The sequence below is a fragment of the Nocardioides sp. zg-1308 genome (assembly GCF_013155375.1).
GTDB classification, from domain to species: domain Bacteria; phylum Actinomycetota; class Actinomycetes; order Propionibacteriales; family Nocardioidaceae; genus Nocardioides; species Nocardioides renjunii.
Map to the genome: position 1 here is coordinate 404,796 of NZ_JABJQY010000002.1, position 13,723 is coordinate 418,518.

Here is a 13,723-nt window from a genome sequence, read left to right on the forward strand (position 1 = left end):
GTCTCCCCCTCCTGGAATGTGATGGCAAATAGATATCACATTTGTCGCCGCTCCGCCCGCCGGCCCCGGTCCGCTGGGACGTGCGCGCGATGATCTCCCCATGACGGAGCGCAACGTCCTCGGCGGCGAGCTGGACCCCTGCGGCACCGACCCCCTCACCGGCTTCCACCGCGACGGCACGTGCACGGTCGGCCCGCAGGACGTCGGCCTGCACGCGATCTGCGCGGTCATGACCGAGGAGTTCCTGACCCACCAGGCCCTGGTGGGCAACGACCTCGCCACCCCGCGTCCCGAGTGGCACTTCCCCGGCCTGGTGCCGGGCGACCGGTGGTGCGTGGTCGCCGTCCGTTGGCTGCAGGCGTACGACGCCGGGGTGGCCGCGCCGGTCGTGCTGTCGGCGACCTCCGAGCGCGCGCTGGACGTCGTACCCCTCGAGGTGCTGCAGGCGCACTCGGTGGACGTGCCCCCGGACCTCAGCGCACTGTGAGCCGATGGCCCGCCGTCCCGGCAGGAGGATCCTCGTGGCGCTCGCCGTCGTGCTGCTCGTCGCCGGGCTCGCCCTCACTGCCGTGTGTGGCCTGCAGCGGCAGCTGATCTACTTCCCCGACGCGACCGACGTCGCGCCCGCGGCCGAGGCGCTCCCCGGCGCCCGCGACGTGACGCTGCGGACGTCCGACGGGCTGGAGCTGGGTGCGTGGTACCTCCCGGCCGACGCCGCGGGCGACACCGGCATGGCCGTGCTGATGGCGCCGGGCAACGGCGGCAACCGCGCCGGACGGACCGGCCTCGCGCGCCACCTCTCCGACAGAGGGCTCAACGTGCTAATGGTCGACTACCGCGGCTACGGCGGCAACCCCGGCAGCCCGACCGAGAAGGGCTTGGCAGCGGACGCCGACGCCGCGGTGCGCGCACTGACCGACCTCGGCCATCCCCTCGACCGCACCATCTTCTTCGGGGAGTCGCTCGGGACCGGCGTGGTCGCCGGCCTGCAGCAGCGGCACCGGCCGGCCGGGATCGTGCTGCGGTCGCCGTTCACCGAGCTCGCCGACGTCGGTAGCCACCACTACCGGTGGCTGCCCGTGCGCACCCTGCTCCGCGACCGCTTCCCCGTGCTCGACCCGCTCGCTGCAAGCAACGTTCCACTCACCGTCATCTACGGCGACCGCGACAGCGTGGTGCCGAGCGAGCTCAGCGCGCGGGTCGCCGACGGCGTGCCGTCCCTCGTCGAGCGGGTGGTGCTGCGAGGTGCGGACCACAACGACGCGGTCATGTTCGGGTCGCGGGTGGCTGAGGCTGTCGAGCGGCTTGCGCGGGAGGTGGGGTGAGGTCGCGCGGATCACCGTGGCTGGTTCGGTTGCTTCGCCTTCTGCTCTTTCTGCTTGCGCTCTTGCTTCGTGGGCTTCGTGGGCTTCGTCGGCGCCGGCTTGGGCGGCTCGTCGGGCGCCATCACCTCGACGAAGCGCTGGCCGACCCAGCCGCCCGCGTGCTGGAGACCGCCGCTCCAGACCGCTACGAGCAGGGCGAGCGTGCCGACGAGGGCGACGACCGGCCTGCTTCGCTTCTTCGTCGTGTGCCGGCTGCTCGTCGGGCGGCGGGTCACGAGAGGTGGCGCGGTCCGCGTCGCGGTGCCCACCCTGACCGCCTCGACGCAAGCCCTGACATCGTCCGGGCTCAGCACCGCGGGTCGGGAGGTCAGCATGGCCGTGAGGGTGGCGGTCGAGCACACCATGACGTCCCGAGCCCAGCCTGTCAGCGGCTCGTCGCGCACGAAGCACAGGACGCTCGTAGAGAGGTGCGAGACCGGCACGATGTACTGCAGCGCAAGGGCTGCTTCCGCCGCGGACGCCACCGCCGGCTCGCGCCGCCGCCCGTTCTGCATCAGCACCTGGTCGCGGACCTCGATGCGACCCGTCCAGTTCTTGGCGTCGACGACGAACACTCCCCCGGGGCCGACGACGATATGGTCGATGTTGGCCTTCGGTCGACCCGGCCACGCCAGGTCGTGGAGGCCGAACCATCCGTCGGGCAGCGCCTCGAGCGCCCGTGCGACCGCCACCTCACCCTCGGCGCCCTGCTCCCAGAGCGCCGCGGATCGCTGCAGTCGCTCGGCCTTCTCGCGCTGCCTCCGCGCGACGTCGTACGCGGACTCTCCTGCTGCCATGTCGGTCACCCCCGGCCATGGAGGTTAGGCAAAGTCGCCGTCCCGCGCAGACGAATCGGCCATGATGCCGCCCGTGCGCATCGGGACCTGGAACCTCGCCGGCCGCTGGACCGACCACCATCTGGCGCTGATGGTCGACGCCGACTGCGACGTCTGGTTGCTCACCGAGGTGAACGAGCGCACGAGCCTCCCCGGCTACGCGTTGCACCTGTCGCAGGCGCTGATGGCACCGCGCCGGCGGTGGGCGGGCGTCGCGAGCCGACTGCCGATGACGTCCAGCCCGGACCCGCACCCGGCCAGCGCCCAGGTGTGCATCGGTGCGACGACGTACGTCAGCTCGATCCTGCCGTGGAAGGGGTGCGCGTCACGCCCGCCGTGGGACGGTGAGCCCCACGTCGACAAGACGCGGAACGCCGTCGACGACCTGCCGCTCCGGCTCCGCGCCGTCGACTCCCTGGTTTGGGGCGGCGACTGGAACCACGCCTTGACGGGGAGGGAGTACGCCGGCTCCATCGGCGGCCGACAGGCCGTGCTGTCCGCGGTCGAGCAGCTCGGCCTGGCCGTGCCGACGAGCGACCTCCCCCACGCCATCGACGGCCTGCTCAGCATCGACCACGTCGCCGTGCCTGCGGGCGTGGCCGGAACCGCGCGGCGAGTCGTGGCGGAGTGGGACGGCAAGCGCCTCTCGGACCACGACGCCTACGTGGTCGAGGCGGACCTCTAGCCAGACCCCGTCAGCCGATGCCGAGCCTCCGCGCCACGTCGTTGCCCGCCACCCGACGTACGGTCTCGGGGTCGCCCACGACGACGAGCTCGTCGGTGGCCCGCGACATCCCGACGTAGAGCCGCTCGCGGGCCCGGTCGCGGGAACCGTCCTCGTTGAGGCACAGCACGACCGCTCGGCGCTCGAGACCCTTGCAGCCGAGGACGTGGCCGTAGAAGACGTCGTCGTCCCAGTAGGTGCGCCAGTAGCCCTCCTGGTCGTGGAAGGCGGTGCGCTCGACCTGGACCGGGTGGCGGTGGCCAGTGGTGAGCAGCGCGACGTTGCGGGGCTCCCAGCCGGACTCGAGGAGCCCGTCGACGGCGTCGTCGGCCGCCTCGAGCGCGTCGTCCTGGCTCGTCCCGACGAAGCGGACCGTCGGGCCGTTGCCACCGCGGGAGTACATTCGGCTCGGCGCCAACGGGCCGAACGACTCATGGATCTGGCGGGTGTTGCGGAGGATCAGCCCGACTACAGTCGACCGATTTATGAAACTCGAGAGTGAGGCGGACCGTCCCATGTGCGTAGACCCCGTCTTCAACCACGCGGCCAGGTCAGCTGCAGCCGCTGGTGCTTCCGCAGCCCTCGCACACGTAGCAGGAGCCAGCCGGGCGCATCTTCGTCCCGCACGTCATGCAGAGCGGGGAGTCGACCGCGGTGCCGGTGAGCTTCTCAAAGAGCTCAGCGGTGGTGTGCGGCGCACCGGTGGTCACGTGGGCCGGGACCTCGCGGGCCTCGGATCCGTGGGTGTCCTTGGTCTCGATCTCCTCGGCCTCGATCACCGAGGCAGAGGACGACGAGGGTGATGCCTCGAGGAGCTCCGCCGCAGAGCCCGTCTCCTCCACGAGCGGCTCGTAGGAGCCGGTCTCGAGGTGGCGCTGGCGCTCCTCGGCGGAGTAGATGCCGAGGGCGGAGCGGTCCTCGAAGGACAGGTAGTCCAGGGCGAGGCGGCGGAAGATGTAGTCCATGATCGACTGCGACATCCGCACGTCCGGGTCGTCGGTGAGGCCGGCGGGCTCGAAGCGCAGGTTGGTGAACTTCGAGACGTACGTCTCCAGCGGGACGCCGTACTGCAGGCCGACCGACACCGCGATCGAGAAGGCGTCCATCACGCCGGCCAGGGTCGAGCCCTGCTTGCCGAGCTTGAGGAAGACCTCGCCGAGGGTGCCGTCGTCGTGGGCGCCGGAGGTCATGTAGCCCTCGGCACCGCCGACGGTGAACGACGTGGTGCGCGCGGTGCGCGACTTCGGCAGGCGCTTGCGGACCGGGGCGTAGACGACCTTCTCCACGACCTTGGTCTCGGCCGCGGCAGCGGCGTCGGCCTTGTCGGCAGCGTCCTTCTTGGCCTTGCCGCCACCGTCGGAGAGCGGCTGACCGACCTTGCAGTTGTCGCGGTAGATCGCGGTGGCCTTGAGGCCCAGCTTCCACGACTGGAGGTAGACGTCCTCGATCTCCTCGACCGTGGCGTTCTCCGGCAGGTTGACCGTCTTGGAGATCGCGCCGGACAGGAAAGGCTGCGCGGCAGCCATCATCCGCACGTGGCCCATCGGCTTGAGCGAGCGGGCGCCCATCGCGGTGTCGAAGATCTCGTAGTGCTCGGACTTGAGGCCCGGGGCGTCGACCACGTGGCCGTGCTCGGCGATGTAGGCGACGATCGCCTCGATCTGCTCCTGCTGATAGCCCAGCTTCTTGAGGGCCCGCGGGATCGTCTGGTTGACGATCTGCATGGAGCCGCCGCCGACGAGCTTCTTGAACTTCACCAGCGAGAAGTCGGGCTCGATGCCGGTGGTGTCGCAATCCATCATGAAGCCGATGGTGCCGGTCGGCGCGAGGACGGAGGCCTGCGCGTTGCGGAAGCCGTTCCTCTCACCGGTCTTGATGACGTCGGCCCAGGCCTGCGTCGCGAGCTTGTGCACGCGGCCGTCCTCGGTGTGCAGGACACGGACGACGTCGTTGGCCGCCTGGTGCTTGCGCATCACGCGCTTGTGGGCCTCGGCGTTGCGGGCGTAGCCGGCGTAGGGGCCGACGATCCCGGCGAGCTCGGCGCTGCGCTTGTAGGACGTACCGGTCATGAGCGAGGTGATCGCGGCAGCCATCGAGCGGCCGCCCTCGGAGTCGTAGCCGAGGCCCATCGCCATGAGCAGCGCGCCGAGGTTGGCGTAGCCGATGCCGAGCTGGCGGTAGTCGCGGGTCGTGTCGCCGATGGCCTCGGTCGGGAAGTCGGCGAAGCAGATCGAGATGTCCATCGCGGTGATGATGAACTCGACGGCCTTGGCGAACAGGGCCGCGTCGAAGGTGTCGTCGTCCTTGAGGAACTTCAGCAGGTTGAGGCTGGCGAGGTTGCACGACGAGTTGTCGAGCGACATGTACTCCGAGCACGGGTTGGACGCGGTGATGCGGCCGGTCTCCGGGTTGGTGTGCCAGTCGTTGATCGTGTCGTCGTACTGCAGGCCCGGGTCGGCGCACTCCCACGCGGCCTGGCTGATCTTGCGGAACAGGTCGCGGGCGTCGACGGTCTCGATGACCTCGCCGGTGCCGCGGGCACGCAGGCCGAAGTCGGTGCCGTCCTCGACCGCACGCATGAACTCGTCGGTGACGCGGACCGAGTTGTTGGCGTTCTGGTACTGCACGGAGGTGATGTCGGCGCCGCCGAGGTCCATGTCGAAGCCGGCGTCACGCAGCGCGCGGATCTTGTCCTCCTCGCGCGCCTTCGTCATCACGAACTCCTCGATGTCGGGGTGGTCGACGTCGAGGACGACCATCTTGGCCGCCCGACGCGTGGCGCCGCCCGACTTGATGGTGCCCGCGGACGCGTCGGCGCCGCGCATGAAGGAGACCGGACCCGAGGCCGTACCGCCGCTGGAGAGCAGCTCCTTGGACGAGCGGATGCGGGAGAGGTTGAGGCCGGCACCGGAGCCGCCCTTGAAGATGAAGCCCTCCTCCTTGTACCAGTTGAGGATCGAGTCCATCGAGTCGTCGACGCTGAGGATGAAGCAGGCGCTGACCTGCTGCGGCGACGGCGTGCCGACGTTGAACCACACCGGGGAGTTGAAGGAGAAGTACTGGTTGACCAGCAGCCAGGTCAGCTCGTGCTCGAACGTCTCGGCGTCGGCGTCGCCGGCGAAGTAGCCGTTGTCGAGGCCGGCCTTGGTGTACGTCTTCACGACCCGGTCGATGAGCTGCTTGAGGCTCCACTCGCGGGCGTCGGTGCCGACGGCGCCGCGGAAGTACTTGGTGGTCACGATCGTCGAGGCGTTGACCGACCAGAAGTCGGGGAACTCCACGCCACGCTGCTCGAAGACGGTCTCGCCGGTCTTCCAGTTCTGCTGGACGACGTCGCGACGCTCCCAGGTGATGGCGTCGTAGGGGTGGGTGCCCTCGGTGCTGAAGACGCGCTCCAGCTTGAGGCCCTTGCCCTTCGCCGCTCCCTTGCGGGTGCTCACCGTCTCGGTCATGCGTTCCTCGATCCGCTCGTTGTTGCAGGTGGTGGGTGGGTCGTGCTGGTGGCGGACCTGGTCCGCGGGGCGTGGCTCGGGGAAGGGTGGTGAGCCCGGCAGGCAGCTTCCCCACTACCTGCCGGGCCGTCTGGGGTCAGCCCGTCTGGACGGGCTGATCGTCCGCGGCTCGCTCGAGCCGCAGCATCTTGATCTCGGCGTCGAAGTCGTCAGCCGACTCGAACGCGCGGTAGACGCTCGCGAAGCGGAGGTAGGCCACCTCGTCGAGCGCGCGCAGCGGGGCCAGGATCGCGAGCCCGACCTCGTTGGCGTCGAACTCGGCCTGCCCGCTGAGGCGCAGGGCGTCCTCGACCTCCTGGCCGAGGCAGGCGAGCTGGGCGTCGGTGACCGGGCGGCCCTTGCAGGCCTTGCGGACGCCGGCGATCGCCTTGTCGCGGTTGAACGGCTCGGTGGCGCCGGAGCGCTTGAGCACCGTGAGCTGCATCTTCTCGACCGTGGTGAAGCGACGGTCGCACGCCGCACAGGTGCGACGCCGGCGGATCGAACCACCGTCGTCGGCGACGCGGGAGTCGAGGACCTTGGTGTCCTCGTTCTTGCAGTAGGGACAGTGCATGGTGGTCCTCCTCTCGCGAGCTCAGGGCGCGCCTCGTACACCCTGTACAACAGGGTGGCGCCTGTGGATCTTCCTGTGGACATCTAGCCTGTGCCTGTGCGTAGCCGCGAGCGACCTGTGCACCAGATGTGGATAACTACAGCGGTGTAACTACTAGATGTAGTGGTAACCGTACGCGCCGACCACAACGCTTGGCAAGCGAATGCCGAACCTCGTCGGATCAATTTCCGACCTCGCGCAAAACCGCAGGTCAGTGCTCTGCTGGCCGGTCGCGGAGCGGCGTGTCGGGCCTGTCGGGTGGCCTGTTTCGACCACCCACTCAGGCCACATCGGCCACAATGGACCCCGTGTCCACGGGGAAGAGAGCAGGCTCGCGCAGAGGCGCCAGCCCGCCCCGGGCGCTGAACAGGACGGCGCTCCTCATCTGCGCCGCGATCACCGTCTGCGTGGTCGCGTGGGGCTACCTCGTCTACGCCGCCATCGACTTCGGTACGGCGGCGCGCGACGGCGGCGACGGCTCCACCTGGCTGCTCATGGGACTGGCGTGCCTCGGCGCGATCGCCTGCCTGTTCGTAGGGCTGCTGCTGGTCGCGCGCCTGATGCGGGCGCTCGGTATCACCCAGCCGCCGGACACGCCGTCTGAGCCCCGGCCGGTCGGCGGGAAGCGCGCGGCGCGCTGATCGTGGAAGATCTGAGTCACGTGGTGACTCGGAACTTCCGTGTTGTTCAGCGGATGACGAGCTGCGGGAGGGCCTCGACGATCTGGAGGTCGGAGGCGGCCCCGGCAACGGTCAAGGTCTCGGGGATGGCAACCCAGTCGCCGTCCCCGATGCGGTACTCCCCCGTGTAGGTCGTGTCGAGGCTGACAGCGACGGTCGCCTTCTGCGTGTAGACGTGCGTGACGTCGAGGTCAGGATGCGGCCGGCCCGGACTGGCCGTCGTGGTGCTCGACCCGTCGCCGAACTGGAACGTGTAGCTCGTCGGCACCGCGCGGATCGAGACGGCTTGCCGGGCGATGGTGCGGACCTGGGTGATCGCCGCGTTGTCGAGCGTGTAGAAGTTGGTCTCGAAGTTCACCAGCGTCTTGCCGCCGGGAGGCTGGACGACGAGCCTCGAGGCCGGCCACTTGATGCTCTTGAACTCGCGGATGATGAGCTGGGTGATGTTGACCTCGTCGACCTCCTCGGCCGGTACGCACACGTCGCCGACGTCCGTGCCGTCCATGTAGACGTCGTGGACGAAGCCCTCGGATCCGCCTTCGTTGCACTCGACCTGCTCAGCGCAGATGCCGCCGTTGCCGCACTGGATGGTGACGACCCAGGTGTGGCCGTCGCCGGAACTGGAACTGGCTGAGTAGTCGGCGTAGGTCCAGACGCACTCTGCCGAAACCCCATCCAGGCCAACCGACAAGCAAGACTCCGCTCGAGCAGGACTCTGCGTGCTGAGCGAGCAGCACAGCGCCAGAAGGATCAGCGCAAGGAGGCGACCCATCAAAGAATTCCGTAATAGGTGACCAGCCAGCTGTCGGCTGTCCTCTTCAGGATTACCAGCAAGGTCGTCCTTCCAGCGGCGAGAACCTCCGGCTCGGCATCGCGATCACGTTCGATGATGGTCTCGGGCAGTGTCTTAGTGACCGCGTAAGTGGGCGGCTTCTTCTCGCGCATCGCGATGCGATTGATCGTAGATCCGCCAAACTTCACGGAACCGCCGCCGCCGTACACGTCCTCGACCGATTCAAGGAACCCGGCGCACGCTTTGCAGGTTTCACCGACGAGGGATCGGTACTCGTCCGTCTCCCCCGTCACCTGCATCTCGTCCCCGGCCTTGACCCACCTCCGGATGAAGTCCTCCGCACTCTCCGCCTCAGCGGTCTCCGTCTGCGTCGGCTCGTCCGTCGGAGACGTCGACGTGGGCGGCGGGTCGGGCATCCTCGGCTCCGGCTCGTCCTCCGAGCACCCGGTGAGGAGCAGGGGAACGGCCAGAGCGACGGCGAGCGCGCGGCGTACGTGCATGAGGTGCCTTCCCGAGAACAACGTCAGCAGCCCTGAAACTACCCATTCGGGCGACCGGTCAACCACCCCCGGGGACAAACCTGTGGAGAGACGCCTGAGGGTGGCGGCGGACGACATCGAACAGGCGGCCGCGCAAGCAATGTGCCGCCACCTACGTGCATCGCGCGCGATGTGCCGCCACCCACGAACGCCAGAAGCCATGTGCCGCCACCTACAACGCAAGCCCCCGCAAATGGCGCCGAGGGGCGGGCCACCAGGCCCGCCCCTCGCCTTCCCCTTGGTCCACCAGCCGGGGTCGAAGCGGCTGGTGGAGGCCTCTGCGTCAGTCGGTGACGACCGGGACGCGGAGCTTCTGGCCAGCCGAGAGGCTGGCGGAGTCGAGGGCGTTGAGCCGCTCGATCTCGGTCATCATCGACCGGACGTCGCCGTCGGTCGCGAGGTCGCTGGCAATCCCCCACAGGGTGTCGCCCGGGGTGACCTGGACGATCTCGGTCGGAGCGGCCTGGCCGGCCTCGTCGGTGCCGACGGCACCACCGGCGAGCACGAAGGCGACGGCGAGGACGAGGAACAGCGAGGTCAGGAAGACCACCAGCCGGCCGCGTCGCGTCAGTCGCACCGACGAGCGGGCGCGGGTCGGAGCTGCGGCGAAAACGGGGGCAAGGCTGAGGGTGCTCATGGTGGCCTCCTGGGGAAGAATCAGCCGGTCGTGGGTGTCGAAGGAATGTCTAGTCGGAGCCACCGACAATGGCCTGGGCCACTGGGTGTCGATCAGACGTTCGATCGAACATGTGTACGACGTTAGAGCACGTGTTCGAACAAATCAAGGGTCTGTTCGAACAGCCGTTCGGCGCGTCGCGCTGGGGCGCAAGCAACCGGTCGCGACACGCGGAGTTCGAACAGGTGTTTGATCCCGCCGGCCCGGGAGGTCTACGGTGGCAGCACCCGCTACCTCCGACCGATCCCGGTCGTCCGTGAGGTGGCCACCACGCCCGGGAGGACCTGACCGAGATGGCCAAGAACGAGGACCACAACGTCGTCGAGATGCCCGACGGCCCTCCCGACGCCACCGGACTGACCCCGCGCCAGCAGCGCGTGCTCGCCACCATCAAGGACTCGATCGAGACCAAGGGCTACCCGCCGAGCATGCGCGAGATCGGCCAGGCCGTCGGCCTGACGTCGTCCTCGAGTGTCGCCCACCAGCTGCGCGTCCTCGAGGGCAAGGGCTTCCTCAAGCGCGACCCCAACCGGCCGCGCGCCCTCGAGGTCTTCCTGCCCGAGGTGATGGCCGCGCGTCGCTCGATCTCCAGCGGTGAGGAGTCGAGCGTCGACGAGACCGGCATCGGCGACCTCGCCCCGACCGCCGTCAACATCCCGGTCGTCGGCCGCATCGCCGCCGGTGGCCCGATCCTCGCCGAGGAGCAGGTCACCGACGTCTTCCCGCTGCCCAAGCAGCTCGTCGGCGACGGCACGCTCTTCCTGCTCGAGGTCTCCGGTGACTCGATGGTCGACGCCGCGATCTGCAATGGCGACTACGTCGTCATCCGCCAGGAGCAGACCGCGACCAACGGCCAGATCGTCGCCGCGATGATCGACGGCGAGGCCACCGTGAAGACGTTCCAGCGCAAGGACGGCCACGTGTGGCTGCTCCCCCACAACGACGCCTACGACCCGATCCCCGGCGACAACGCCACGATCCTCGGCGTCGTCACCGCGGTGCTCCGCAGCCTCTGACCGTACGTCGCGCGCGGGGCCGTGTAGCCTCGCGCCGATGTCGCCCACCGGTCCTGACGCCATCCCGGACGCCGGGCTGTTCCGGACGCGCCCGGGCAACCGGCGCCGACTGACCCCGGCCGCCGAGGCGGAGCTCGCCCGGCTCGCGACCGCGGGCGAGCGATCCGGCTGGCTCAGCCCGCTGGCGTACAACCTCACGATCAGCCACAGCCACCGGTTCGTCTGGTACCGGGTCGCCAAGGTCGCGACCCGCACGATCCGCCACCACTGCGAGGCGCACGGCGTGGCCCTCGACGTCGACCACGCGATGCGGGTGCACTACCCGCTGGCGGCGTTCGCCGACTACCTCGCCTTCGCGTTCGTGCGCGACCCGCTCGACCGCTTCGTCTCCGCGTGGCACGACAAGGTGGTCGACCACAACTACTACGACTTCGATCCCGCGACCCACGAGCGGATGCAGACGGTCGAGGAGTTCGCCCGCTGGACCGCCGCGCAGGACCTGTCGGCGGTGCCGGGCACCGACCAGCACCTGACGCTGCAGAGCCGGATGATCGACCTCAACCGGGTGGACTTCGTCGGCCGCCTCGAGACGTTCGACCGGGACTTCGCCGAGGTGTGCGAGCGCATCGGTGCGCCCGCCGTGCCGACCCGGCCGCAGAACCAGACGGCGCCCGGCGGGCGGGACCGGCAGGCGTCCGCCGAGCTGCGCGAACTGGTGGCGCGGATGTACCGCCGGGACTACCAGGTGTTCGGCTACGAGCCGGCTTGATCCGTACGCCGTCACGGCCGGACGTCATGGCCGCTGGTCGTCCCGTCGACCGCGCGCCATGACGCTGTCGGCGTACGTCATGGGCGACGGCGGCCGGAGCGACCCCGCGCCATGACGTACGCCGCCCGCGCACGGCGCAGGTTGGACGAGCGAGACGATCAGGACTGGCCGAGCCGCTTGAGCGCCTGGCGCACGAGGCCGGGGTCGGTCGTCGACCACATCGGCGGGAGCGACGCCTTGAGGAACCGGCCGTAGCGGGCGGTCTCCAGGCGGGGGTCGAGGACGGCGACGATGCCGCGGTCGGTCGTGGTGCGGATCAGCCGCCCGGCGCCCTGGGCGAGCAGGAGCGCGGCGTGGGTCGCGGCGACCTGCATGAAGCCGTTGCCGCCGGCCTGGTCCGCGGCCTTCTGCCGCGCCGACATCAGCGGGTCGTCGGGACGCGGGAACGGGATCCGGTCGATGATCACGAGCTGGCAGGTGTCGCCAGGGACGTCGAGGCCCTGCCACAGCGACAGGGTGCCGAACAGGCAGGTGTGCGGGTCCTCGACGAACTGCTTGGCGAGCTCCGGCAGCTGGGCGTCGCCCTGCGCGAGCGTGGTGAGGTGCGGCAGCCGCGCTCGCACCGCCTCGGCCGCCACCTCGGCGGCACGGCGCGAGGAGAAGAGGCCGAGGGTACGGCCGTCGGCGGCGTCGACGAGGTCACAGATCTCGTCGAGCTGCGCGGGACCGAGGCCGTCGCGGCCGGGCTGGGGCAGGTGGCGGGCAACGTAGAGGATGGACTGCTGGCCGTAGTCGAAGGGCGAACCGACGTCGATGCCCTTCCACGGCAGCGCCGTGTCCTCGTCGGTGGACGCGATCTGCGAGCCGACGCGCTCGGTGGGCTTGAGGCCCAGCGAGGTGGCGACCGCGCCGAACTCGCCGCCGAGCATGAGCGTCGCGCTGGTGAAGACGACGGTCTTGTCGGTGAGCAGCTTGTCGCGCATCGGGCCCCACACCTGCAGCGGTGCGATGTGGAGGCGGGCCGGGAACCGGTCGCGGGCCTCGCCGAGCCAGAGCACGTCGGCCTGGGAGCCGGCGGCCATCCGCTCGGCATTGACGAAGACCTCCTGCACCATGCCCTTGGCCTGGGTCCGGCCGGCATCGCCCTCGCCCTCCCCGCCGGACTCGCGCGGGAAGGCCGACAGCACGCCGCGCGCGGCGTCGCGCACCAGCACGAGGGCGTCGGCGAGCTGGGTGGAGACGTGGTCGATGCGGCCGGGCGGGGTGGCCTCGAACGCCTCAGCGAGCTGGGCGGCGGCGTCCTCGAGGTCGCCGGCCGGGTCGCCGGCGGCGGACTCGGTCCAGCGGCTCGCGCGGCGGGCGGCCCGCTCGATGTCGGAGACGCCGAGCTCGTCGGTGGCGGCCTGGGTGACGCGCGCGGTGAGCTCGTGGGCCTCGTCGATGACGACCGTGTCGTAGTCGGGGATCATCGGCACGTCCTCGATCGCGTCGATCGCGAGGAGGGAGTGGTTGGTGACGATCAGGTGGCTGCGCTGCGCCTTCTCACGGGCGAGCTCGGCGAAGCACTCCTGGCCGAAGGGGCACTTCGCGGCGCCGAGGCACTCGCGGTGGTTGACCGAGACCTGGCGCCACTCGCGGTCGGTGTGGCGGGGCGCGTTGTCGCGCTCGCCGGTGCCGCCGTTCTCGGTCTCCTCCTCCGCCCAGGCGCGCAGCTCGAGGACCTTCTCGGCCATCGAGCCGACGGGCATGTCGACGAGGGCGCCCTGTTCGTCGGGCACCCCGGCGCGGATCCGGTGGAGGCAGGCGTAGTTGGAGCGGCCCTTCAACACGGCGTACGACGTGTCGACCCCCGGCACGTCCTTGACCGCCTCGACCAGGCGCGGGAGGTCGCGCTCGACGAGCTGGTGCTGGAGGGCGAGGGTCGCGGTGGCGACCACGACGCGCTTGTCGTGGAGCATCGCGGGCACGAGGTAGCCGAGTGACTTGCCGGTGCCGGTGCCGGCCTGGACGAGCAGGTGCCGACCGTCGTGCATGGCGTCGGCGACCTCGCTCGCCATCTCGACCTGGCCGTCGCGCTGCTGTCCGCCGAGGGCCGTGACCGCGGCCGACAGGACCGCCGTGACGGGCGTGCCGGCGGGCGCGGTGGGAGTGGCGGTCTCGGGCACCAGAGAACCCTACGCGGCGGCGCCGACAGGGCGGCGTACGTCATCCACAACGCGCCG

At 70.0% G+C, this 13,723-nt stretch carries 14 protein-coding genes; 6 read left to right on the forward strand and 8 right to left on the reverse strand.

Translation table 11 applies throughout. The features are described 5' to 3' along the window. The first annotated feature begins 100 nt into the window (after nt 1-100). Together HN031_RS03720 and HN031_RS03725 are read left to right on the forward strand one after the other, a co-directional pair. Nucleotides 101-487, forward strand: a complete 387-nt coding sequence (locus tag HN031_RS03720; protein ID WP_172266508.1) for a DUF2237 family protein — start codon at nt 101-103, stop codon at nt 485-487. A 4-nt stretch (nt 488-491) separates the two neighbouring features. Beyond that, the gene (locus HN031_RS03725; RefSeq protein ID WP_172266511.1) at nt 492-1,325 is read left to right on the forward strand and encodes an alpha/beta hydrolase; all 834 of its coding nucleotides are present in this window, start codon (nt 492-494) and stop codon (nt 1,323-1,325) included. A gap of 11 nt (nt 1,326-1,336) precedes the next feature. On the opposite strand, the gene HN031_RS03730 is transcribed toward HN031_RS03725, so the two are convergent. After that, entirely contained in the window at nt 1,337-2,161 is an 825-nt protein-coding gene (locus tag HN031_RS03730; RefSeq protein ID WP_172266514.1) for a nuclease-related domain-containing protein, read from the reverse strand. A 61-nt stretch (nt 2,162-2,222) separates the two neighbouring features. On the opposite strand from HN031_RS03730, the gene HN031_RS03735 reads away from it, so the two are divergent. Beyond that, nucleotides 2,223-2,885, forward strand: coding sequence for an endonuclease/exonuclease/phosphatase family protein (locus tag HN031_RS03735; protein ID WP_172266517.1), 663 nt, complete (start codon nt 2,223-2,225; stop codon nt 2,883-2,885). A 10-nt stretch (nt 2,886-2,895) separates the two neighbouring features. On the opposite strand, the gene HN031_RS03740 is transcribed toward HN031_RS03735, so the two are convergent. From HN031_RS03740 to nrdR, 3 genes are all read right to left on the reverse strand, one after another. Continuing rightward, on the reverse strand, nt 2,896-3,327 hold the full coding sequence (locus tag HN031_RS03740; protein WP_253943018.1) for an ATP-binding domain-containing protein: 432 nt from the start codon (nt 3,325-3,327) through the stop codon (nt 2,896-2,898). 148 nt (nt 3,328-3,475) lie between these two features. Beyond that, nucleotides 3,476-6,376 carry a vitamin B12-dependent ribonucleotide reductase gene (locus HN031_RS03745; protein WP_172266523.1) on the reverse strand — a complete coding sequence of 967 codons (2,901 nt, stop codon included), beginning with the start codon at nt 6,374-6,376 and terminating at the stop codon, nt 3,476-3,478. Nucleotides 6,377-6,512: 136 nt separating this feature from the next. After that, nucleotides 6,513-6,989 carry a transcriptional regulator NrdR gene (gene nrdR / locus HN031_RS03750; RefSeq protein ID WP_172266526.1) on the reverse strand — a complete coding sequence of 159 codons (477 nt, stop codon included), beginning with the start codon at nt 6,987-6,989 and terminating at the stop codon, nt 6,513-6,515. A gap of 347 nt (nt 6,990-7,336) precedes the next feature. Here nrdR and HN031_RS03755 point away from each other — a divergent pair, with 347 nt between their 5' ends. Next, complete coding sequence (locus HN031_RS03755) at nt 7,337-7,669, forward strand: hypothetical protein (protein WP_172266529.1); 333 nt, start codon at nt 7,337-7,339, stop codon at nt 7,667-7,669. A gap of 46 nt (nt 7,670-7,715) precedes the next feature. On the opposite strand, the gene HN031_RS03760 is transcribed toward HN031_RS03755, so the two are convergent. The 3 genes from HN031_RS03760 to HN031_RS03770 all read right to left on the reverse strand — a co-directional run bounded on the left by HN031_RS03760 (nt 7,716) and on the right by HN031_RS03770 (nt 9,677). Next, on the reverse strand, nt 7,716-8,213 hold the full coding sequence (locus HN031_RS03760; protein ID WP_172266532.1) for a hypothetical protein: 498 nt from the start codon (nt 8,211-8,213) through the stop codon (nt 7,716-7,718). 266 nt (nt 8,214-8,479) lie between these two features. Next, a complete protein-coding gene (locus HN031_RS03765; protein WP_172266535.1) occupies nt 8,480-9,067 on the reverse strand; it encodes a hypothetical protein in 588 nt (195 codons plus the stop codon). Between the two features lie 256 nt (nt 9,068-9,323). Beyond that, nucleotides 9,324-9,677: a LysM peptidoglycan-binding domain-containing protein gene (locus HN031_RS03770; RefSeq protein ID WP_172266538.1), complete on the reverse strand. Its 354-nt coding sequence runs from the start codon at nt 9,675-9,677 to the stop codon at nt 9,324-9,326. Nucleotides 9,678-10,009: 332 nt separating this feature from the next. Between HN031_RS03770 and lexA the strand changes: the two genes are divergently transcribed. Continuing rightward, on the forward strand, nt 10,010-10,732 hold the full coding sequence (gene lexA / locus HN031_RS03775) for a transcriptional repressor LexA (protein WP_172266541.1): 723 nt from the start codon (nt 10,010-10,012) through the stop codon (nt 10,730-10,732). A gap of 37 nt (nt 10,733-10,769) precedes the next feature. Then, nucleotides 10,770-11,501, forward strand: a complete 732-nt coding sequence (locus tag HN031_RS03780) for a sulfotransferase family 2 domain-containing protein (RefSeq protein WP_172266544.1) — start codon at nt 10,770-10,772, stop codon at nt 11,499-11,501. Between the two features lie 158 nt (nt 11,502-11,659). Here the strand turns inward: HN031_RS03780 and HN031_RS03785 are convergent, their stop codons facing one another. Next, entirely contained in the window at nt 11,660-13,666 is a 2,007-nt protein-coding gene (locus HN031_RS03785; RefSeq protein ID WP_367650641.1) for an ATP-dependent DNA helicase, read from the reverse strand. Nucleotides 13,667-13,723: the final 57 nt, after the last annotated feature.

What these genes read in the sequence shown, in the direction of transcription:
- HN031_RS03720 (WP_172266508.1), top strand. Translation starts at nt 101, where the DNA reads ATGACGGAGCGCAACGTCCTCGGCGGCGAGCTGGACCCCTGCGGCACC.
- HN031_RS03725 (WP_172266511.1), top strand. Translation starts at nt 492, where the DNA reads ATGGCCCGCCGTCCCGGCAGGAGGATCCTCGTGGCGCTCGCCGTCGTG.
- HN031_RS03730 (WP_172266514.1), bottom strand. Translation starts at nt 2,161, where the DNA reads ATGGCAGCAGGAGAGTCCGCGTACGACGTCGCGCGGAGGCAGCGCGAG.
- HN031_RS03735 (WP_172266517.1), top strand. Translation starts at nt 2,223, where the DNA reads ATGATGCCGCCCGTGCGCATCGGGACCTGGAACCTCGCCGGCCGCTGG.
- HN031_RS03740 (WP_253943018.1), bottom strand. Translation starts at nt 3,327, where the DNA reads ATGTACTCCCGCGGTGGCAACGGCCCGACGGTCCGCTTCGTCGGGACG.
- HN031_RS03745 (WP_172266523.1), bottom strand. Translation starts at nt 6,376, where the DNA reads ATGACCGAGACGGTGAGCACCCGCAAGGGAGCGGCGAAGGGCAAGGGC.
- nrdR (WP_172266526.1), bottom strand. Translation starts at nt 6,989, where the DNA reads ATGCACTGTCCCTACTGCAAGAACGAGGACACCAAGGTCCTCGACTCC.
- HN031_RS03760 (WP_172266532.1), bottom strand. Translation starts at nt 8,213, where the DNA reads ATGGACGGCACGGACGTCGGCGACGTGTGCGTACCGGCCGAGGAGGTC.
- HN031_RS03770 (WP_172266538.1), bottom strand. Translation starts at nt 9,677, where the DNA reads ATGAGCACCCTCAGCCTTGCCCCCGTTTTCGCCGCAGCTCCGACCCGC.
- lexA (WP_172266541.1), top strand. Translation starts at nt 10,010, where the DNA reads ATGGCCAAGAACGAGGACCACAACGTCGTCGAGATGCCCGACGGCCCT.
- HN031_RS03780 (WP_172266544.1), top strand. Translation starts at nt 10,770, where the DNA reads ATGTCGCCCACCGGTCCTGACGCCATCCCGGACGCCGGGCTGTTCCGG.